The following is a 21512-nucleotide window of genomic DNA, read 5'->3' as shown; positions in this document are numbered from 1 at the left end:
AACGTTTTTAAAATAAAAAATTTTTTATTTTAAAAACGTTTTTCATTTTAAAAAAGCTTGATATACTTTATATTTATTATTTTTCTCTATTAAAGAATATTTTTTAAAATTTTGTCTTAATAAAATCTCGCAGGAATTATTATTGTTTGTGACAAACCTTAATTCTCCTTGTTTATTTAAAAAATTTTTTGCATGTAATATTATTTTTTTTGCTACATTAAAATTAACTTTTAAATCTTTATGAAAAGGTGGATTAGAAACAATTAAATCAAACTTTTCTAATATATTTGAATATACATCACTGATTATTATCTTGGCTTTTAATTGATTAATATCAAGTGTCTCTTTACTACATTTTAATGCTACAATACTATTATCTGTTAAAGTTAAATCTATATTTGGTGAAAAATATAACAAACAAACTGATAAAAAACCTGTTCCACTACCTATATCTAAAACTTTTCCTTTGATATTTTTTGAAAACGTTGAAGCTAATAATTGACTTCCTTCATCAATTTTTTTATAACCAAAAACGCCTGGTAAAGATTTTATATAAAAACCCTTCCACGTATGTATTTTAAAAAAGTCTTCTATTTTAAATTTTACTGTTTTTTTTAAAAATCCCATAATTAATATAGAATGTCTGGCTTTATCTATTATTTTAAAATCAATCCAATCTTTTAAGATTAATGATGCACTTTTTACTCCGCAAGAATTATTGCCGACAATAAATATTAAAGTGTTAATAGTACAACAAGAAATGATATTCATCACTTGAAATTTTGCTTCATCTTTGCTTTTAGGCCAATAATAAACGACTGTATTACAGTCTTGAATTATTTTTTTTGAAACTAAAAAATTATTGTAAATATAAATATTTTTAACATTTTTTTGTTTTTGAAAATTAATATAATCAGTATATTTTTGAAAATTTATTTTTGTTTTATAAGTTAATAAATATGCAGGTAAATTATCTTTTATATTTCCTGTAAAAAAAACTTTTTTTGTTTCAAACATTACACTATTACGTAATATTAGTTGACTGTTTTTAGAAAATAACAAAATTGAATTAATCCTTTTTTACAAATTATAAACTGAAAAAATAGAAATTGTTATCATATAATATTTATATTATAATTTATATTACATAAAAATTTTTATTCACTTTTAGATGATAAATGAAAATTTTTTATGTGCTTGTAAGTAAATATTATTGAGCAATAAATATGCAAAAACATTCCATTGAAATTAAAGGCAGTAACTTTACATTTTTAGTACTATATTTAAAGAATAATAATATTGATTTAATCAATAAATCATTATATAAAAAAACACAAGAATGTCCGAATTTTTTTAAAAATGCACCTGTCATTGTGAATATTTCAAAAATATGTAACATAGATGATTGGGAAAAAATTCGAAAAATTATTATTTCCCATAATTTTTTTATCATAGGGGTAAATGGTTGTCAAAATGATATTTTAAAAAAAAATATTATTGATTCAGGTTTACCTGTTTTGTCAGAAAATAAACATAACACAAATCACAATAATAACATAGATACTATCTATAGTTCTCATATAAATTTTTTAAAAACAAACAAAAAAAATATAGTTAATAAAATAGAAAAAACTCATATTATAGATATACCTGTACGTTCGGGTCAAAAAATTTATGCTAAATATGCAGATTTAATAGTTATTAACAATGTTAGTGCTGGCGCTGAATTAGTAGCTGATGGAAATATTCATGTTTATGGTTTAGTGCGCGGTAGAGTTCTTGCAGGTGCTAATGGAGATACAACGAGAAAAATATTTTGTACAGGATTGTTTGCAGAATTAGTTTCTATATCTGGTGAATATTGGTTATCAGATCAAATACCATCAGAATTCATTGGAAAATCAGCTCAAATTTACTTAAAAAATAAATTTTTAACTATAAATCCTCTCGGTTAAGTATATTTTTTTAAGGACATTTTATATGACACGGATTATTGTAATAACTTCAGGGAAAGGAGGTGTAGGTAAAACCACTTCAAGTGCAGCAATTGCAACTGGTTTAGCAAGAAGGAATAAAAAAACTGTTGTCATAGATTTTGACATAGGACTCAGAAATTTAGATTTAATAATGGGATGTGAACGTAGAGTAGTGTATGACTTTATCAATGTTATTCAAGGAGATGCAACATTAAATCAATCTTTAATTAAAGATAAAAAAACAAAAAATTTGTTTATTTTACCAGCTTCACAAACACGAGATAAAGAAGCTTTAACGTATATAGGAGTGGAAAAAGTTTTAAAAGAACTAATAAAAATGAAATTTGATTTTATTATTTGTGATTCACCAGCAGGCATTGAGACTGGGGCTATATTAGCTATATATTTTGCAGATGAAGCTATTATTACAACAAATCCAGAAGTTTCTTCAGTACGAGATTCTGATCGAATATTAGGTATGATTTCATCTAAGTCCAAAAGAGCAGAACAGAATCAAACCCCTATAAAAGAATATCTTTTACTAACACGTTATAATCCTAATCGTGTTAAAAAAGGAGAAATGTTAAGTATGACAGATGTAGTAGAAATTCTTCAAATACCTATTATTGGAGTAATTCCAGAAGATTCATCTGTTTTACGTGCATCTAATCAAGGAGAGTCTATTATATTAGATATTAATTCAAATGCAGGACATGCTTACAGTGATACTGTTAGTCGATTACTAGGTGAAAAACATGATTTTCGTTTTATTGAAGAAGAAAAAAAAAGTTTTTTTCAACGTTTATTCGGGAGATAGATATGGCTTTATTAGACTTTTTTTTATCCCGACATAAAAATACTGCTAATATTGCAAAAGAACGATTACAAATAATCGTTGCTGAACGAAGAAAAAGCAATAATGAACCAGATTATTTTCCACAACTAAAACGTGAAATATTATCTGTAATTTGTAAATATGTCAATATTGAACCTAACATGGTTACTGTTCAATTAGAACAAAAAAATCAAGATATTTCAATATTAGAATTAAATATTATTTTACCTGATTAAAGCAATACTTCAATATATTAATATAAATTAAAAAACAAGAGTTACAATCAATATTGATAAAAACATTTATAATGTTATGTTAATTTATTTATAATCAATACTGAACATATTTAAAATTTTCAGTATTGATTTTTCATAACATGAAATATTAGTCGTGCTATAAATTATTTAAATAATTTATTCTGTTTTCCATAGAATGTTTTTTTTGTTTTTTAATATTTAATAATGCAAATGGAATAATATCTTTTGCATTAGGAAAAAAATATTTTATTTCATTGATATTTATACATTTTTTATATTGATGATTTTGTGGTTCATTGCTTATAAGCATCCATTTTCTTTTTAAATTGTTAATTTTTGTTTCAATATTTTTCTTTTCAAGAAGTACTTCTGTATGTTTTCCTGTCCAAATAGATTTCTTATTTTTTTTATATTGACCCCAGTATACATGACTTTTCTTAGCATTTATTAAAATAATTATTTTTTTCTGTTTGTATTTTCGCCATGCTTTTTGAGCCATAATTGCTAATGTAGAAACATTAATTATAGGAATATTTAAACTTAAAGATAAACTTTGTGCAATACTATTAGTAATACGTAAACCAGTAAAATTGCCAGGTCCTTGTGAACAAGCAATATAATCTAATTCTATTAATTTAGTTTTTGTTTGTAATAATATTTTTTGCAGCATGGGTAGTACTTTTTTAGTATGTGTTTTATTGCATTGCTCTGATAAAGAATAAACGCGTTTTTTTTTATATATTGCAATTGAACAAAACTCAACTGAAGTATCAAGTGCTAAAATTGTATTAGACATGTTTATCTCAAAAAATAATCTGATTTTTTTATAAAAAATACAGTGTTTTTACAAATTATATTCAGTGTTTTTTTGGTTTTTAATAATTCTTACTAAATCAATTTTATATTCTGTTGCTTTAACAATATGAAAATGAAAAGGATAAATATAAATTACTTCTCCTGTAAGGGGTAATCGACCTTTTTGAGCAATTAATAAACCTCCTAAAGAAGCATAATTATTTTCTTTAATTAATTCTTCAGTGTTAAGTAATTGTTGTAATGAATGTAAATCTGTTTCACCTTTGACTAACCAGCTATTTTTTTCTTTAATAATATCTGGTGTTTCGTCTGCATCTGGAAACTCTCCTGCTATAGCTTCTAATACATCTAAAGGTGTAATTAAACCTTGTACAACTCCGAATTCATTAGTAATAATTACAAAACTACCTTGAGCACGACGAAGTACACCAAGAAGATTAATAGGATCTAAAGTATCGGGTATTATAATAGGTAATATTTTACTTGAAAAAGTGGTTACGTCTATTTTTTTTTCAAGAGCAACTAGTAATTCTTTAGCGCGAACAATTCCTATGATTTCATCTAATTCACCTTTACAAACTGGAAATAAACTATGAGGAGTATCTAATAGTTGCATCCGTATTTCATCAGTACTTTTTTCTGTATTTACCCAAGAAATATTACTTCTTGGCGTCATTATACTTCTAATAGATCTCCCTGCTAACGTTAAAACACCATTGATCATATATCTTTCTTCTTCTTTAAATGTCTCTATTTCTGGTGAAGATGGAATAGATTTTATCTTATGATTATTATCATTGATCTTTTGTTTTTGTTGTGTATTATTTTTTTCTCCTATCATTAAACGTAAAATAGCTTCAGCAGCTCTTTGTCTCATAGGTCTTCTAGATTGATTTTTCATAAAATTATGACGAGCTATTTGATTAAAAATTTCTATTAAAATAGAAAAACCTATTGCAGCGTATAAATAACCTTTTGGTATATAAAATTTTAATGCTTCTGTTACTAAACTAAAACCAATCATTAATAAAAAACTTAAACATAGTACTACTACTGTTTGATGAAGATTAATAAAATTAGTTAAAGTTTTTGATGCAAATAACATGAGAATTGTTGCTAATATAACAGCTATCATCATAATCAATAGCTGATTTACCATACCGACTGCTGTTATTATAGCATCTAATGAAAAAACAGCATCTAATACGACTATTTGAATTACTACAGCCCAAAATCCAGCATAATTTTTATTTTCTGAACTTTCATGATGATTACTTTCCAATCGTTCATGTAATTCCATTGTAGTTTTAAACAATAAAAATAAACCACCACATAAGAGAATAACATCACGTATTGACAAAGAAAAAAAATTATTATGAATAATGGGAGAAGTTAATGTTACTACCCAAGATATTAATGATAGCAATGCTAAACGCATTATTAACGCTAATCCCAAACCAATCAAACGTGCTTGATCTCTTTGATTAGGTGGTAGTTTTTCTGATAAAATTGCTACAAAAATTAAATTATCGATTCCTAATACTACTTCTAGAATAACTAGAGTTAACAAACCTGCCCAAGTTGACGGGTCTAAAAAAAACTCCATCAGAAAAACTCCGTAAAAAAATAGGACAGTATATATTCAAGTTTTTCTAAAAATACATCATGTTAGACTTTTCAAGTGCTATATTTTTTGATTATATTATTTAGAAAATTTTTGAATAAAAGTTAGGTCATATATGAATGAATATATTTTTGATAGAATGCATTTGTATAATTAAAACTTAATATAAAATTTGAAGTAATTTTGTACAATTTAATATATTAATTTTATAATTAAACTTGCTAAATATTAATAGATTTTTCGAGGTTAAAAAAAAAGATTTTAAAAAATTTTATACGATATTATTTTCTTGAAAAATTTAGAAATACGGTCTTCTGGATTTATATACTAGAAGGCTTTTAAATATTTTAATTTATGTAGGAGAAATATTCACTACATCTGAACGTTTTTTAGTATCTTGAATATTACATGCGACATTTTTGTCTTCAGTGAACGTTTTAAATCCGTGTTTTTGCATGAAATAAAAATGAATAAAAGACATTTTTACTGCCATCTGATGGGGTAATAAAACCAAAACCCTTAGACTCGTTGAACTACTTAACTTGACCTCTAATCTGAATCAGATTATATAAATTCCTTAAAAAAGTTTTATTTTTTAAAAATTGTATAGAAAAGAATGTTATTCTTATTAGACACAAATTTAAAATTGGGAAAGAGAGATTTTATCAAATTTTTTATTCTAAACTTTTTACAGTTTAAAATTTTATGTATCAATAAAAATTATATCTTTTGTTAACTAAATTTAAATCAGAAATTAAAATTTAACAATAGTTATAATATTTTATATTATATGATTTTTTTATAAAAAACAAGTTTTTTTATATTATAGATAATTATTATTTTTTTTATTCTCCTAATAGAAATTTTATTTTTTTCTATTAAGAGAAAAGCTTTTATTACATATATTCTTGATTACGTAATGCTTCTATTCGCTTATCTAATGAAGGATGAGAAGCAAATAATTTAAAAAGAGAATGAGATTTTCCATTTATACATAATGCAATCATATTTTCAGATTCTTGAGGTTCGTAACTTGTTTTTAGACGTTTTAAAGCGGAAATCATTTTTTCGCGACCTACTAATTTTGCCGAACTAGCATCAGCATAAAATTCTCTGTTTCTAGAAAACCACATTGTAATGACGCTAGCTAGTATACCAAACACTAATTCTAAAAATGTAGAAATAAGAAAATAAATGAATGGATTTTTTTCTTCTATATTATTGTCATCTCGATTATTTGATATTACACTACTTATTATTTGTGACAAAAATCTAGATATAAAAATTACAAAAGTATTTACTACTCCCTGTACTAGTGTCATAGTGATCATATCACCATTTGAAATATGACTAATTTCATGAGCAATAACCGCTTCTGCTTCATTACGAGTCATATTTTCTAAAAGTCCTTTCGAAACAGCAATTAAAGCAGAGTTACGACGAGCACCTGTTGCAAAAGCATTAATATCCGGTGCTGTATATATAGCAATTTGCGGCATTATAATGCCTTTTTTTATAGATTGTGAACGAACTGTATTGATAAGCCATTGTTCTATTTCATTACGAGGATGTGTAATAATTTCACCATTAACAGAACGTAATGCAATCCATTTTGATAAAATTAATGATACAATAGAACCTCCAAATCCAAATAGTCCTGATATAGTTAGTAGGCCATAAATACTATGAGAATCAATACCTATAAAACTAAGTATCAGACTAAATATTAACATAACTGCTAAATTAGTTAATAAGAAAAGAATAATACGCATCATAAAATATTATTTTCCTCCGTTAAAAAAACAAATATTTTAAAAATTTATTTTGTTTTTTTATATATAAATATATTATATTTCTTTTTGTAAGATTGAGAAATTGAATTTTCAAGCTAACATAATTATCTTGATTAAGTCAAGATAGATAATACTTTAATTAAATTCATACCAAACACGATTATCATTAAAGAGCAATAAATTTGAATTTTCTGGACCCCAGGTACCAGATTGATATAATTGAATGTTACTATTTTTTGTTTTTTTCCATGCATTTATAATTGGATCAATCCATTTCCATGATTCTTCTATTTCCTCACGAGATACAAATAAAGATTGTTTTCCCCTCATACTCTCTAAAAGTAATCTTTCATAAGCATCAATTAAATTTTTAGAATTTTTTTTCGAGAAATAATTAGATTCAAATTGAGAGTTTTCTAGTTTATATTCTGAATTTAATCCTGGCATTTTATTTAAAAAATCAATTTTAATATTTTCATTCGGTTCTAAACGTATGATCAATTTGTTTTGAAACTCCCGCAAATTTGAATTTTTAAATAAATTTACAGGTATTTTTTTAAAAACAACTACTATTTCAGAATATTTATATCGCAAACGTTTACCTGTTCTTAGATAAAATGGAACACCAAACCATTTTTTATTTTCAATATTTACTTTAATAGCTACGAAAGTTTCAGTTTGGCTATTTTGATTTGCACCTTCTTCTTTTAAATAAGAAGGTACGTTTTTCCCTTTAATATAACCTTCAGAATACTGACCTCTAACAGTATGAGTACTTATGTTTTTTTCATTAATAGTTTTTAAAGATCGCAATATTTTTAATTTTTCATTTTGTACATTTTTAGCTGTAAGATTTTTTGGTTGTTCCATTGTAATAATAGCTAAAATTTGTAAAAGATGATTTTGTACCATATCTTTCATTTGACCTGTTGTATCAAAATAACTCCATCGACCTTCAATACCTACTTCTTCAGATACAGTGATTTGAATATGGTCAATCACATTATTATTCCAACAATGGAAAAAAAATGAGTTAGCAAAACGTAAAGCAAGTAAATTTAATATTGCTTCTTTGCCAAGGTAATGATCGATTCGAAAGATTTGTGATTCTGAAAAATATTGAGAAATTTGATTATTGATGATTTTTGATGTTTTTAAACAACTACCTAGTGGTTTTTCTAAAATAATACGCGATGACTGAGGATTCAAATTGGCGTTTTTTAAACCTATAAAAATAGAGTTCAACGTATGAGGAGGCATAGCACAATAGTAAATGATTGTATTTTTTTTTTGATCTAATATTTTTTGTAATCTAATAAAATGTAATTTTTCATAAACATCAATATTACAAAAATTTAGACGAGAACTAAACTTTTTCCAAATAACACTATCAATTTTTTCATTTAAAAAATTTTCTATTGCTGTTTTAGCTATTTTTATATATTCTGGTATATTCCAATCAGCACGACCTGCTCCAATAATTCGTGTGTTTTTATGCATTCTATTTGATTTTTCTAGTTTATATAAAGCAGGTAATAATTTTCTTTTTGACAAATCTCCTTTTGCGCCAAAAATTACTAAATCACAAGCTTGATTTGTTTCTATAATCATAATCTTCTCTTTATTAAAAATTTATATTTTAATATTAAAATTTTTAACGTAATAATTTAAGACAATATTTTTTTAAAATATCATAAAAATTTTAAATTTTAAAAAATACTGTTATTTCATGTTCTAATTTTACTAAATAACTGTGAAAATACAAATAAATATTTTAACCATTGTTGCTATTCAATATAAATTAAAATACATTAAAAAAGAATTTATGTTAATTTGTAGATATTTTGAAAAAATTATTTTGAAAAATGTTAAATATTAAAAGGGTTTTTTTATGTTAAATCGTTTAAGAAGAACAAAAATTGTAGCTACCTTAGGTCCATCTACAGATATTGATAATAATCTTGAAAAAATCATTCGTTCAGGCGTAAATGTTTTGCGATTAAATTTTTCTCATGGTTCAGGTATTGAACACAAATTAAGAGCAAAACAAGCAAAAAAAATTATGATTGATTTAAATTGTCATATTGCTTTACTTGGCGATTTACAAGGACCTAAAATTCGTATTTCTAAATTCAAAAAAAATAAAATTTTTTTACAATATGGAGAAATTTTTATATTAGATGCTCTTTTAGAAGAAAAAAATGGTACTGAAAAAAGAGTAGGGATTGATTACAAAAAATTACCAAATGATTTAAAAAAACATGATATTCTATTACTAGATGACGGAAAAATACAGTTAAAAGTAATAAAATTAAATGAAAATGAAGTAGTTACTAAAGTAATAATAGGTGGCGTTCTTTCGAATAACAAAGGAATTAATAAATTAGGTGGTGGTTTATCAGCTAATTCTCTTACTGAAAAAGATGAAAAAGATATTATTTTGGCATCTGAAATTGATGTAGATTATTTAGCAATATCATTTCCTAGATCTAGTGATGACTTAAATAAAGCTAGAAAGTTAGTAGAACAATCTGGTAGTAATGCTAAAATTATTGCTAAAATAGAACGTGCTGAAGCCGTAATGAATCAAAATACTATAGAAGACATAATATTATCTTCAGATGGAGTTATGATAGCTAGAGGGGATTTGGGTGTAGAAATTGGTGATTCTGAATTAGCAGGTATTCAAAAAAAAATAATTAGAACTGCTAGACAATTAAATCGAATAGTTATTACGGCAACACAAATGATGGAATCTATGATTATTAACCCATCACCTACTCGTGCAGAGGTAATGGATGTGGCTAATGCTGTTTTAGATGGTAGTGATGCAGTTATGCTTTCGGCTGAAACTGCATCCGGAAAATATCCATCAGAAACTGTGATGAAAATGGCTAAAATTTGTAAAGGTGCAGAAAAAGTTCCGAGTATTAATGTTTCTAGACATCGTCTGAATGATATATTCAATAATATTGAAGAAGCAATTGCTATGTCAGCGATGTACGCGGCTAATCATTTAAAAGGTATTACAGCAATTATAACCATGACCGAATCAGGTAATACTGCATTAATGACTTCTAGGATTACATCTGGTTTACCTATTTTTGCTTTATCAAAAAATATAAAAACCTTAAATTTAACTAGTCTGTACAGAGGTGTTACTCCTATATATTTTGACAGTAAATATGATGGTCTTAAATTTACTAATGCAGCTGTTGCTTTATTGTGTAAAAAAGGATTTTTGAATAGTGGTGATTTAATTATTATCACTCAAGGTGATATTATAGGGAAAATTGGAAAAACTAATACTATAAAAATTTTAAAAGTTAAATAATTTTATTGAGAAAAAATTCATATTTTTGTTATCTAATCAAGTACTTTTTAATTTAAATATGCAAAATTTTTTTACTTTTTTAAAATATATGTTTTTCGTTTCTTAATTAATGTACTAGAATATTTAAGGATTTTATTAGTAGGATGAATGACATGTTTGTTAATCCGAATGGCATAATGTAAATGTAGTTGAGTGATTTGACCAGTATTACTAGATAAAGTAATTTTTTGACTAATTTTTACTATATCACTAGTTTGAACTACAATTTTATGAAGATATAAATATCGAGTTATATAATTTTTTTTCTTTTTAGCTCAATATAGAATCTATCTATTTTATCAAAACGTATTCTGAGAATTTTTTCGTTCACACTTACTAAAATAAATAAATGCACCTTGAAATATAGAACAATCTGATCTTAAATGATCAGCAATCTTATTAGTGATAAGATGCATACAATTTAAATTTAACTCGAAGAAAAAAATATTTTTTTCACAATAAAAAATTTATAAATATGTTTTTTTATATCCGTTAATATCATCAACATATTTATTAGATGCACATACAGAATAATATGTTATCCCAGAATTGTTTAATTTTACACCTAATAATATATTTTTTGATCTTTTAAATTATATTCAAAAATTACATAAAATCTACTACTAATACTTCATTGAAGATAATTTACTGTCTATTTTAGTGCTTGAATAATTTTATTTACCTTACATTGATGAAAACCTGAATGTAATGAATCTCTAAAGAGAGATACATTTTTTTGATACATATAGCTTTATGTATAATAATATTATTTTCTTTCAAAGATATTAAATCTTAAAAAGATATTTTTTTGGGTCAATAATTTTCTATAGTAATTTGATTAATTTGTCTAATTTTTTCATTTCCAAAATAAATACTGATCTATTTTAAGATTTTTTAAAAGTCATCTATTTTTTGAATTAATTGAGATATATCTTTTTTTATCTTTAATTTTTTAAATGTTAAAAATTTTTTCTTTTTTTATGAATTTTTGATCATATTTTGTAACTTTGTTGAAATAGTTTTTATTTCTGTGATTTGAATTATTTTTATTAGAAAATTTTTATATTGATTTTTCTTGTAATTTGAGTATTATTTAATAATATACATGCTATTTTAATGTTAATAAAGATCAGAATAACATTCTGATTAAATAGAGCATTTAAGACAACTATTTAGTAAATTTTCTACATTTTTTTTCTTAAAATATTTGAAGAAGCGAATCGATTAACGAAATAAAAAAAGAAAAATAAAAAATTTATGTATTCATTTAAAATTAGAAGTAATTTTATCTCAATATTAAAAATGTTTTCTTAATTTTAATATTTGTTTGAATATTTAAAAATATCCTTTATAATATTGTAATTTTTTATAAAAAATTTCTTAATAACATGTTAGAATTTATTAAATTAAGCAATGTCTATGTCAATTTTTCTAATCGTTCAATTCTTTCCAATATTTCATTGTCATTAATTCCTAATCGTATTCTTACCTTGATTGGACCGAATGGAGCTGGAAAATCTACTTTAGTGCGTGTTATTTTAGGTTTAATAAAACCTAATTCAGGAAAAATTATTCGTTCCAATAATTTATCTATAGGTTATGTACCTCAAAAACTATATTTTAATAATTTACTGCCTATTACAGTCGAAAGATTTATGAAGTTATCCCAATCAACTAATAACACAATAACAATATTAAAAATCTTAAAAAAAGTTAAAGTAGAATATCTTAAAAAACGTCAATTAAAAACTTTGTCAGGCGGAGAAATGCAAAGAATTCTTTTAGCTAAAGCTTTGTTAAATAATCCTAACTTACTTGTTTTAGACGAACCTACACAAGGAGTGGATGTAATTGGACAATCTGCTTTATATGAATTAATTAATCAAATCAAATATAAATTACAATGTTCTGTTCTAATGGTTTCTCATGACTTAAATTTTGTCATGGCTCAGACTGATGATGTTATTTGTTTAAACAATCATATTTGTTGTTCTGGTACACCAGAAATTGTTTGTAAAAATTTAGAATTTAATTCTATCTTTGGTGTAAAACATGTAAGAGATTTTGCTGTTTATCATCATAATCATAATCATATTCATAATTTTTAAAAAATATTTAATTAACAGAGTGATTGTTATGTTTGAATTAATTTTTCCAGCATGGTTAGCCGGCATTATACTAGTATTGACAACTGGTCCATTAGGTTCATTTATCGTTTGGCGTAAAATGTCATCTTTCGGTGATACTTTATCGCATTCTTCTTTTCTAGCTTTAGCTATATCTACACTTTTTAACATTAGTTCTTTTTATTTTGTTTTTTTTTTCATTAGTTTTCTTTCTATTTTTTTAGCTTGGTTAGAAGAAATATCACCTTCTTCATTAGACAGTATATTAATTATCATGTCACATACATCAATATCTTTAGGAATCGTTTTCATTAGTTTAATATCTAAAAATTACCAGAAAGTAGAAATTCCGAATTACTTATTCGGTGATTTATTAGCCGTAAAAAAATCTGATTTAATATTTATGATAATAGGCACTGTAATAATAATTAGTATTCTAATTTATCGTTGGAATTCTATTTTATTAGCGACAGTTAGTAAAGAATTAGCACAAATTGATGGGATAAATATTTTTTATACTCGTTTAACAATTATGCTTATGAGCGCTTTCACTATATCTATGGCTATCAAATTCGTGGGAGCGTTACTAATTACTTCGTTGTTAATCATTCCTCCAGTTACTGCTCAACATTTTTCTAAATCACCAGAAAAAATGGTGTTTTTTTCTATTTTAATAGGTATCATATCTGTTACAGGAGGAATATTTTTTTCTGCTTTTTATGATATACCAGCTAGTCCTTCTATAGTTTTATGTTCTTCTTTACTTCTTTTATTAAGTAATATAAAACATTCACTTTTTAAAAAATTCATTAAAAAATCAAGATGATGTTTTTTCTATAATTTTTATACCTAACTCTTTTAATAACGTATTATTAGATATGCTGGGAGAGTCAGTCATTAAACAACTTGCTGATGTTGTTTTTGGAAAAGCAATCACGTCTCTAATATTTTTACTGTTAGTTAAAAGCATCACCATTCTATCTAATCCTAAAGCGATTCCTGCATGTGGAGGCGCGCCATATTTTAAGGCTTCTATTAAAAAAGAAAACTTTTCTTTTTGAACTGATTTATCTATTCCAATTAGATCAAATATCTGTTCTTGCATCTTTGAATTGTGAATACGAACTGATCCTCCACCAATTTCATAACCATTTATAATTAAATCATAACTATCTGAAATAGTAGATTGAGGTACGTTTTTGAGGTTTTTTATATTATTTGCCTTTATAGCAGTAAAAGGATGATGAAGCGAAGATAAATGTCCATCTTTGTCTTTACTAAACATAGGAAAATCTACAATCCACAAGGGTTTCCAAGTATTTTTTTTAGTAATATTAAAATCATGTCCTACTTTTAAACGTAACATACCGAGAGATTTATTAACAATAAATGCTTTGTTGGCCACTAAAAACAATATGTCTCCATCTTTAGCATTAGTTTTTTTTAATATTTTTGTAAATATTTTTTTATTTAAAATTTTTTTCATTGAACTATCAAATTTTTGATCTTTGCAAGAATTTTTGATTTTAATGTAAAATAATTTATTGATATGATACTTTTTTAAGTATTGACTATAATTATCGATAGATTTACGACTTAGTTTTGCACCTCCTGGAATACATAATAATGCTATTTTATTATTTTCTTTACTATCTATATTAAAAAAAAACATAGAGTTTTTATCCATAAAAATATTAGATACATCAATAATTTCTATTGGATTGCGTAAATCTGGTTTATCTGTTCCATATTTTTGCATCGAAGTATTAAAAGATATCGTAGGAAATTTACTTAATTTAACATTTTTTATTTTAAAAAAAATATTCTTTATTAATTTTTCTATTAAATTACGAATTTTTTTTGCATTAACGAAAGACATTTCAATATCGATTTGAGTAAATTCAGGTTGTCGATCTGCTCGTAAATCTTCGTCACGAAAACATTTTACTATTTGATAATATTTATCAATTCCAGCAATCATTAATAATTGTTTAAATAATTGAGGAGATTGTGGTAAGGCATAGAATTTTCCATGATGATTGCGACTTGGTACTAAATAATCTCTAGCACCTTCAGGTGTTGATTTTGTAAGAAATGGAGTTTCAATTTCTAAGAAATTTTTTTTTGTCATAAAATTTCGTATTAAAGAATTAATTTTACTTCTGACTTTAAGATTTTCTAAAATATCAAATCGACGTAAATCTAAATACCTGTATTTTAATCTTAGATCATCATTTTGATTATCATTTAGATAATCTAATGGTAATGGCTTTGAAGTATTTAAAATAGTTAAATTATGTGCTAAAATTTCTATTTCTCCAGTATTAATTTTAAAATTTTGATTTTTTGTGTCCCTTTTTTTCACTACTCCAACAATTTGAATACAAAATTCATTTCGTAAAGTTATAGCTTTTTTAAAAACAACATTATTTTTTGATTCAAAAAATACTTGTATTAGACCAGTATAGTCTCTCATATCCATAAAAATAAATGGACCAAAATTTCTTATCTTATGTACCCATCCGCACAATTTAACTATTTTATTTAAATCAAATATTCTTAGTTTTCCACAATATTTAGTACGCATAAACTCTCTTTGACTATTTTTTTTTAAAAAATTGATTATATCTTTAAAAATTATCTAGTTAATTATTAATTTTTAAATATAGAAATTAATTTTTTTAACGACTCCTAAAAATAATTCTTCCTTTAGTTAAATCATATGGTGTTAACTCAACAGTAACTTTATCACCTGTGAGTATTCGAATATAATTTTTCCTCATTTTGCCTGAAATATGTGCAATAATAATATGTTTATTTTCCAATTCAACACGAAACATCGTATTTGGTAAAGTATCTATTACTATTCCTTGCATTTCAATGTTTTCTTCTTTAGTCATGTTTTTCTCTTTAATACCGATATGTTTAAAAAGCACATAAAATGTGTACTATATCATAGTATCAGATACTGATCATATTGACTAGTCTGTTTTAAGCATGTTAATATTTTCTAGTTTTTTTAAAACTCTCAAGAGTTTTTACTTAGATAACGTTCGCTATCTAATGCCGCCATACAACCACTGGCAGAAGACGTAATTGCTTGTTTATATACATGGTCTATTACATCACCTGCGGCAAAAACACCAGGAACACTTGTTTGAGTATAATTACCATGTTCGCCATATGATACTTTAATATAACCATTTTCCATTTTTAGTTGGTTTAAAAAAATATTAGTATTAGGAGTGTAACCAATCGCAATAAATAAACCAGAAATTTGGAGATTCAGATATTGTTTTTCTTTTATAGAATGTTCCTTGATAATTTCTAAGTTAGTAACTCCACAATTGTTGCCTAGAATATTTTTTATTGTTGATTTTAAATGTAATATCACTGTATTATTTTTTATTTTTTTTTGTAAACGACTAACTAAAATTTTTTCAGCTTTAAAATCAGTACCACGATGAATTAAATAAACTTTTTTGACAAAATTTGATAAATATAATACTTCTTCTATTGCTGTATTCCCTCCTCCTACTACTGCAACTTCTTTGTTTTTATAGAAAAACCCGTCGCATATAGCACATGTTGAAACTCCTTTTCCTTTAAATTTTTTTTCTGATTCTAATCCTAAATAACGAGGATTTGCTCCAGTTGCAATAATCACTGAATCTGCAGTATATTCATTATTATCTCCTATCAAAGAAAATGGTTTTTTTTTAAAATTTACTGAATTTATGTTATCAGATATAATTTCAGTATTAAATTTAATAGTATGTTGACACATACGATTCATTAATTCCAAACCAGAAATTGTATTAGCATCTCCGGGCCAATTTTCAATTTCATTAGTATTCATTAATTGACCTCCTTTATTTTTTCCTGTGATTAAAACAGGATTTAAATTTGCTCTCGAAGCATATATAGCAGCGGTATAACCTGCTGGTCCAGAACCTAAAATTATCAATTTCGTTTGTTTGACATTTTTCATATTTAATATCTCGTAAAAAATATTTTTAACTATTTATAAAATATACAAATATATTTTTTATTATATTTTGCAGAATATAGAATATATTTTAACATGTGTATAAATTTTACAAAAATAAATATTTTAATACAAATTATAAAAAATTTTTTAATATCAATTAAAAAAAGCAATACTCTTCATTAAATTACAAATTTTTCAATTTTTATTGTAAAATAGTATTTATTAATAATTTAAATAAATAAAACATATTATGTTAGATCCTTCTTTATTAAGAAATAATTTAAATTTAATAGCAGAAAAATTACTAAAAAAAAATTATAAATTAGATATAAATAAAATATCTATGATGGAAGAAAAACGTAAAATCCTACAAATTGAAACTGAAAAATTACAAAATACACGTAATACATTATCAAATATTTTCAAAGATCGAAAAAGCAAAGATTTAAAAAATCAAATTGTGAAATTAAATAATAATTTAAATCATTTAAAAAATGAACTTAGTGTTTTAAAAGAAAAAATGCATAATTTTTACATGTATTTACCTAATATTCCGTTTGATGATGTTCCCGAAGGAAACATATCTCTAGATAATCAAGAAATAAAATGTTGGGGTCAAAAAAGGAAATATAATTTTGAAATTAAAGATCATGTAGAAATAGGAAAAAAATTTAATGAGTTAGATTGGCAATCGTCAGCTAAAATATCAGGATCAAGATTCGTTGTAATGAAAGGCCAGATGGCATTATTACATCGTGCGTTAAGTCAATTTATGTTAGATTTGCATATTTCAAAACATGGCTATCAAGAAACTTATGTACCTTATTTAGTTCGTCCTCAAGCGTTGTATGGAACGGGGCAATTACCTAAGTTTAGTAATGATTTATTTCATATCAATTTAATGGATAAAAATAGTTATATTTTAATCCCTACAGGAGAAGTGCCATTAACTAATTTATTTTTTAATCAAATTATTGATGAAATACATTTACCTATTATGTTAGTAGCACATACTCCTTGCTTTCGATCAGAATCATCTTCTTACGGACGCGATGTAAAAGGACTTATTCGATTACATCAATTTGACAAAGTAGAATTAGTTCAAATTGTTCAACCAGAAAAATCTATAGAAGTTTTAGAACAATTAACAAATCACGCTGAGACAGTTTTACAACTGTTAGATTTACCATATAGAAAAATACTGTTATGTTCTGGAGATATGGGTTTTTCTTCAGCTAAAACTTATGATTTAGAAGTTTGGTTTCCTTCTCAAAAAAAATATATAGAAATTTCTTCTTGTTCTAATATGACTGATTTTCAAGCACGTCGTACAAAAACTCGTTATCGTAAAAAATCTAATAAAAAAAATATTTTTGTACACACCTTAAATGGCTCTGCTTTAGCAATAGGAAGAACATTAGCTGCTATATTAGAAAATTATCAAAAATCTGATGGTCGTGTAGAAATTCCTAAAATTCTTCAAAAGAAATACATGAAAGGTTTAAAATTTATAAACTAATTTTTAATATTTATCAATATGATTGGTGAAATAATGCAAAGCATTTATAATTTTAGCGCAGGTCCATCGATGATCCCAAAAGATGTGCTTTGTCAAGCGAGAAAAGAACTTCAAAATTGGAAAGACTCAGGTTCTTCTATTATGGAAATTAGTCATCGTAGTAAAGAATTTATCCAAGTTGCTTTAGAAGCTGAAAACGACTTAAGAGATTTATTAAATATACCTGATTCGTACAAAGTATTATTTTGTCAAGGTGGTGCTAGAGGGCAATTTTCTGCTATTCCTATGAACTTATTAGGAAATGTAAAAACAGCAGATTATATAAATAGTGGATATTGGTCAAATTGTGCGTTTATTGAAGCTAAAAAATATTGCAATCCCAAATCTATAGTGATTAGTAAAAAAATAAATAATACAATTTCTCTTTTACCAATATGTCAATGGCATATAAATAAAAATGCAGCTTATATTCATTATTGTCCTAATGAAACGATAGATGGATTATCTATTTATGAAGAACCAATTTTTAAAAATAAAATAATAATTGGAGATTTTTCATCTTATATTTTATCTCGTCCAATTAATATTGAAAATTTTGATTTAATTTATGCAGGAGCTCAAAAAAATATTGGCCCTGCAGGTATAACTATAGTTATTATTCGAGACAATTTGTTAGAGTATTCTTCTACAAAAACACCTTCTATTTTAGATTACAAAAACATATCAGAACATCATTCTATGTTCAATACACCGCCGACGTTTTCTTGGTATTTATCAGGATTAGTTTTTAAATGGTTAAAAAAACAAGGTGGTTTAAAAGAAATTGAAAAGTTAAATCAAAAAAAATCAGATTTATTATATCAAAAGATTAACACTAGTGATTTTTATATTAATAATGTAGATATTAAACATAGATCACAAATGAATGTTGTATTTCATTTAGTAAAATCAGAATTAAATGAAATTTTTTTAAAAGAAGCTTCTGAATTAGGTTTAACTGCTTTAAAAGGGCATCGTATAGTAGGCGGGATGCGTGCATCTATTTACAACGCTATGCCATTAGAAGGTGTTATCTCTTTAGTAAAATTTATGTCATATTTTGAAAATCGATATGGATAAATTTATTTCTAAAATCATTAAGAAATCATATTTTTTGTTTTTATTTTAATTTAATTGAGTGTATATTCATTATGCAAAATTCTCTTTATTTAAAACCAATATCTTATATAGATGGAACGGTTTATTTACCAGGCTCAAAAAGTATTTCTAACAGAGTTCTACTGATTTCTGCAATGGCTAAAGGCACGACATATTTGCATAATTTGTTAAGTAGTCACGATACTGAATATATGTTAAACGCTCTTAAACAGTTAGGAATTAATTATCATCTATCGGATGATAAAAAAACATGCTGTATCAAGGGTATTGGTACATTTTTTCAACTAAAAACACCTATGAAATTATTTTTAGGTAATGCAGGAACTGCTATGCGTCCACTTTTATCTGCTTTGTCTTTATATAAAAATGATGTTTTACTAAGTGGAGATGAAAGAATGCATGAAAGACCAATACAAGATCTTGTTAATGCTTTAAAACAGGGAGGTGCTCTTATAGAATATAAACAAAATATTGGATATCCTCCAATACGAACACAAGGTGGATTTATTGGTGGGAGTATTGTTTTAAATGGAAATATTTCTAGTCAATTCTTAACTTCTTTATTAATTAGTGCTCCACTAGCTTTAAAAGATACGACGATTTTTATCAAAGGTAGTTTAGTATCTCAGCCTTATATAGATATTACACTTAATTTAATTAAATCTTTTTCAGTAAATATTGAACATGATTCTTATAATGTTTTTTATATAAAAGGACAACAACAATATAAAACACCAGGAAATTATACAATTGAAGGAGATGCTTCATCAGCGTCATATTTTTTAGCAGCTTCTGCAATCAGAGGTGGTTCTGTCAAAGTTATTGGTATAGATAAAAACAGTATACAAGGTGATATACGTTTTGCAGATATCTTAGAAAAAATGGGTGCAATTATTAATTGGGGTGATAATTTTATTAGTTGTACTCGAAATAAATTATATGCAATAGATTTAGATATGAATCACATTCCTGATTCTGCAATGACGATTGCAATCGTAGCATTATTTGCTAAGGGAACTACAACTATTAGGAATATATATAATTGGAGAGTAAAAGAAACTGATCGTTTGACTGCGATGACTATAGAATTAAAAAAAATTGGAGCTATAGTACAAGAAGGTGAAGATTTTTTATCTATTACACCACCTGTTCGTTTTAAGTATTCTAATATTGAAACTTATAACGATCATCGTATAGCTATGTGTTTTTCATTGATATGTTTATCTGGAACTGCTGTAAATATTATAAATCCTAGTTGTACTTCAAAAACTTTTCCCTCTTATTTTAAAAAATTTTTATCTATAAGTAAAACTGTATAAAATTTCTCGAGAATACTTTTAACTAACATGTTCTTTTAAAATATAGTTTAATGAATAACATAATTCCTGTAATTACTATCGATGGTCCTAGTGGTGTAGGTAAAACAACGATATCTAAAATAATAGCTAATAAATTAAAATGGTCTATTTTAGAATCAGGTAAAATTTATCGATTACTAGCATATTTAATTGTCAGTAAAAATATTACTATATTAGAAGATAATATCATTCCATTGATGAAACATTTAGATATTTTATTAAAAAAAAATTTACGACATAACAATGAATTCATAAAATCTGAAAAAATTAGCAACATTGCTTCTCAATTAGCATCTTTTCCGAAAATTAGAAAAATATTGTTAAAAAAACAAAGAGTATTTCGCGTTTATCCCGGTTTAGTAGCAGAAGGACGTGACATGGGTAGTATGGTTTTCCCAGACGCCATAATAAAATTTTTTTTAGATGCTAATTTACGAGTACGCGTCAATAGAAGAATGTTAGAATTAAAAAAAAATAATTGCTATATAAACTTTAAAAAATTATCTGTTCAAATGAATTATCGTGATAAATGCGATCGAAATCGTTTATTTTCTCCTTTATGCGTGCCAAAAAATGCTATAATATTAGATTCTACTAATATGAGTTTATCACAATTAATTTCAATTTTTATGGAACATATCATCAAAATCGTAAAAATATAAAAAGATTAATTAAAATATTACACT

18 protein-coding genes and 2 pseudogenes are annotated in these 21512 nt (G+C 25.1%); 10 read left to right on the top strand and 10 right to left on the bottom strand.

Annotation, left to right across the window (positions count from 1 at the left end; all coding sequences use genetic code 11):
• Positions 1 to 42: 42 nt before the first annotated feature.
• Complete coding sequence (gene rsmC / locus ATN01_RS01660; protein WP_075433361.1) at positions 43 to 1062, bottom strand: 16S rRNA (guanine(1207)-N(2))-methyltransferase RsmC; 1020 nt, start codon at positions 1060 to 1062, stop codon at positions 43 to 45.
• Positions 1063 to 1226: 164 nt separating this feature from the next.
• Here rsmC and minC point away from each other — a divergent pair, with 164 nt between their 5' ends.
• The 3 genes from minC to minE are packed head-to-tail and all read left to right on the top strand — an operon-like array spanning position 1227 to position 3047.
• Positions 1227 to 1955 carry a septum site-determining protein MinC gene (gene minC, locus ATN01_RS01655; protein ID WP_075433360.1) on the top strand — a complete coding sequence of 243 codons (729 nt, stop codon included), beginning with the start codon at positions 1227 to 1229 and terminating at the stop codon, positions 1953 to 1955.
• Positions 1956 to 1980: 25 nt separating this feature from the next.
• The gene (gene minD, locus ATN01_RS01650; protein ID WP_075433359.1) at positions 1981 to 2793 is read left to right on the top strand and encodes a septum site-determining protein MinD; all 813 of its coding nucleotides are present in this window, start codon (positions 1981 to 1983) and stop codon (positions 2791 to 2793) included.
• A gap of 2 nt (positions 2794 to 2795) precedes the next feature.
• Positions 2796 to 3047, top strand: coding sequence for a cell division topological specificity factor MinE (minE, locus tag ATN01_RS01645; RefSeq protein WP_075433358.1), 252 nt, complete (start codon positions 2796 to 2798; stop codon positions 3045 to 3047).
• 157 nt (positions 3048 to 3204) lie between these two features.
• Here minE and tsaB read toward each other — a convergent pair whose 3' ends face one another.
• The 5 genes and pseudogenes from tsaB to zwf form a co-directional block, all read right to left on the bottom strand.
• On the bottom strand, positions 3205 to 3864 hold the full coding sequence (tsaB, locus tag ATN01_RS01640) for a tRNA (adenosine(37)-N6)-threonylcarbamoyltransferase complex dimerization subunit type 1 TsaB (protein WP_075433357.1): 660 nt from the start codon (positions 3862 to 3864) through the stop codon (positions 3205 to 3207).
• Positions 3865 to 3912: 48 nt separating this feature from the next.
• On the bottom strand, positions 3913 to 5490 hold the full coding sequence (locus ATN01_RS01635) for a TerC family protein (protein ID WP_075433356.1): 1578 nt from the start codon (positions 5488 to 5490) through the stop codon (positions 3913 to 3915).
• A 370-nt stretch (positions 5491 to 5860) separates the two neighbouring features.
• Positions 5861 to 6071 (bottom strand): annotated as a pseudogene (locus ATN01_RS01630) (cold shock domain-containing protein).
• Positions 6072 to 6404: 333 nt separating this feature from the next.
• Entirely contained in the window at positions 6405 to 7283 is an 879-nt protein-coding gene (gene htpX / locus ATN01_RS01625) for a protease HtpX (RefSeq protein ID WP_075433355.1), read from the bottom strand.
• A 153-nt stretch (positions 7284 to 7436) separates the two neighbouring features.
• Positions 7437 to 8912: a glucose-6-phosphate dehydrogenase gene (zwf, locus tag ATN01_RS01620; RefSeq protein ID WP_082248321.1), complete on the bottom strand. Its 1476-nt coding sequence runs from the start codon at positions 8910 to 8912 to the stop codon at positions 7437 to 7439.
• A gap of 280 nt (positions 8913 to 9192) precedes the next feature.
• Here zwf and pyk point away from each other — a divergent pair, with 280 nt between their 5' ends.
• Positions 9193 to 10635: a pyruvate kinase gene (gene pyk, locus ATN01_RS01615; protein ID WP_075433353.1), complete on the top strand. Its 1443-nt coding sequence runs from the start codon at positions 9193 to 9195 to the stop codon at positions 10633 to 10635.
• Between the two features lie 71 nt (positions 10636 to 10706).
• Here the strand turns inward: pyk and ATN01_RS03210 are convergent.
• Positions 10707 to 10931: pseudogene (locus ATN01_RS03210) on the bottom strand (peptidoglycan DD-metalloendopeptidase family protein); the annotation flags it as partial.
• Positions 10932 to 12062: 1131 nt separating this feature from the next.
• Between ATN01_RS03210 and znuC the strand changes: the two are divergent.
• Complete coding sequence (gene znuC, locus ATN01_RS01605; RefSeq protein ID WP_075433352.1) at positions 12063 to 12782, top strand: zinc ABC transporter ATP-binding protein ZnuC; 720 nt, start codon at positions 12063 to 12065, stop codon at positions 12780 to 12782.
• Positions 12783 to 12810: 28 nt separating this feature from the next.
• On the top strand, positions 12811 to 13626 hold the full coding sequence (znuB, locus tag ATN01_RS01600; RefSeq protein ID WP_075433351.1) for a zinc ABC transporter permease subunit ZnuB: 816 nt from the start codon (positions 12811 to 12813) through the stop codon (positions 13624 to 13626).
• On the opposite strand, the gene aspS is transcribed toward znuB, so the two are convergent.
• The 3 genes from aspS to trxB form a co-directional block, all read right to left on the bottom strand.
• On the bottom strand, positions 13618 to 15387 hold the full coding sequence (gene aspS, locus ATN01_RS01595; RefSeq protein WP_075433350.1) for an aspartate--tRNA ligase: 1770 nt from the start codon (positions 15385 to 15387) through the stop codon (positions 13618 to 13620). The two genes, znuB and aspS, sit on opposite strands and share 9 nt — an antisense overlap.
• A 94-nt stretch (positions 15388 to 15481) precedes the next feature.
• Entirely contained in the window at positions 15482 to 15700 is a 219-nt protein-coding gene (infA, locus tag ATN01_RS01590) for a translation initiation factor IF-1 (protein WP_075433349.1), read from the bottom strand.
• A gap of 128 nt (positions 15701 to 15828) precedes the next feature.
• Complete coding sequence (trxB, locus tag ATN01_RS01585) at positions 15829 to 16791, bottom strand: thioredoxin-disulfide reductase (protein WP_075433348.1); 963 nt, start codon at positions 16789 to 16791, stop codon at positions 15829 to 15831.
• A gap of 250 nt (positions 16792 to 17041) precedes the next feature.
• Here trxB and serS point away from each other — a divergent pair, with 250 nt between their 5' ends.
• The 4 genes from serS (at position 17042) to cmk (ending at position 21488) form a co-directional block, all read left to right on the top strand.
• A complete protein-coding gene (serS, locus tag ATN01_RS01580) occupies positions 17042 to 18310 on the top strand; it encodes a serine--tRNA ligase (protein WP_075433347.1) in 1269 nt (422 codons plus the stop codon).
• Positions 18311 to 18343: 33 nt separating this feature from the next.
• On the top strand, positions 18344 to 19429 hold the full coding sequence (serC, locus tag ATN01_RS01575; protein ID WP_075433346.1) for a 3-phosphoserine/phosphohydroxythreonine transaminase: 1086 nt from the start codon (positions 18344 to 18346) through the stop codon (positions 19427 to 19429).
• A 71-nt stretch (positions 19430 to 19500) separates the two neighbouring features.
• On the top strand, positions 19501 to 20787 hold the full coding sequence (aroA, locus tag ATN01_RS01570) for a 3-phosphoshikimate 1-carboxyvinyltransferase (RefSeq protein WP_075433345.1): 1287 nt from the start codon (positions 19501 to 19503) through the stop codon (positions 20785 to 20787).
• A gap of 50 nt (positions 20788 to 20837) precedes the next feature.
• Positions 20838 to 21488: a (d)CMP kinase gene (gene cmk, locus ATN01_RS01565; protein WP_075433344.1), complete on the top strand. Its 651-nt coding sequence runs from the start codon at positions 20838 to 20840 to the stop codon at positions 21486 to 21488.
• Positions 21489 to 21512: the final 24 nt, after the last annotated feature.

This window comes from Buchnera aphidicola (Diuraphis noxia) (assembly GCF_001700895.1).
In the GTDB taxonomy this organism is placed as follows: domain Bacteria; phylum Pseudomonadota; class Gammaproteobacteria; order Enterobacterales; family Enterobacteriaceae; genus Buchnera; species Buchnera aphidicola_D.
Note: the sequence above shows the minus strand (reverse complement) of the source record. Positions and strands in the feature narration are given on the sequence as shown.

Excerpts from the sequence above, each read along its gene's own strand:
- minC (WP_075433360.1), top strand. The coding sequence starts at position 1,227 with ATGCAAAAACATTCCATTGAAATTAAAGGCAGTAACTTTACATTTTTA.
- minD (WP_075433359.1), top strand. The coding sequence starts at position 1,981 with ATGACACGGATTATTGTAATAACTTCAGGGAAAGGAGGTGTAGGTAAA.
- minE (WP_075433358.1), top strand. The coding sequence starts at position 2,796 with ATGGCTTTATTAGACTTTTTTTTATCCCGACATAAAAATACTGCTAAT.
- tsaB (WP_075433357.1), bottom strand. The coding sequence starts at position 3,864 with ATGTCTAATACAATTTTAGCACTTGATACTTCAGTTGAGTTTTGTTCA.
- ATN01_RS01635 (WP_075433356.1), bottom strand. The coding sequence starts at position 5,490 with ATGGAGTTTTTTTTAGACCCGTCAACTTGGGCAGGTTTGTTAACTCTA.
- htpX (WP_075433355.1), bottom strand. The coding sequence starts at position 7,283 with ATGATGCGTATTATTCTTTTCTTATTAACTAATTTAGCAGTTATGTTA.
- zwf (WP_082248321.1), bottom strand. The coding sequence starts at position 8,912 with ATGATTATAGAAACAAATCAAGCTTGTGATTTAGTAATTTTTGGCGCA.
- pyk (WP_075433353.1), top strand. The coding sequence starts at position 9,193 with ATGTTAAATCGTTTAAGAAGAACAAAAATTGTAGCTACCTTAGGTCCA.
- znuC (WP_075433352.1), top strand. The coding sequence starts at position 12,063 with ATGTTAGAATTTATTAAATTAAGCAATGTCTATGTCAATTTTTCTAAT.
- znuB (WP_075433351.1), top strand. The coding sequence starts at position 12,811 with ATGTTTGAATTAATTTTTCCAGCATGGTTAGCCGGCATTATACTAGTA.
- aspS (WP_075433350.1), bottom strand. The coding sequence starts at position 15,387 with ATGCGTACTAAATATTGTGGAAAACTAAGAATATTTGATTTAAATAAA.
- infA (WP_075433349.1), bottom strand. The coding sequence starts at position 15,700 with ATGACTAAAGAAGAAAACATTGAAATGCAAGGAATAGTAATAGATACT.
- trxB (WP_075433348.1), bottom strand. The coding sequence starts at position 16,791 with ATGAAAAATGTCAAACAAACGAAATTGATAATTTTAGGTTCTGGACCA.
- serS (WP_075433347.1), top strand. The coding sequence starts at position 17,042 with ATGTTAGATCCTTCTTTATTAAGAAATAATTTAAATTTAATAGCAGAA.
- serC (WP_075433346.1), top strand. The coding sequence starts at position 18,344 with ATGCAAAGCATTTATAATTTTAGCGCAGGTCCATCGATGATCCCAAAA.
- aroA (WP_075433345.1), top strand. The coding sequence starts at position 19,501 with ATGCAAAATTCTCTTTATTTAAAACCAATATCTTATATAGATGGAACG.
- cmk (WP_075433344.1), top strand. The coding sequence starts at position 20,838 with ATGAATAACATAATTCCTGTAATTACTATCGATGGTCCTAGTGGTGTA.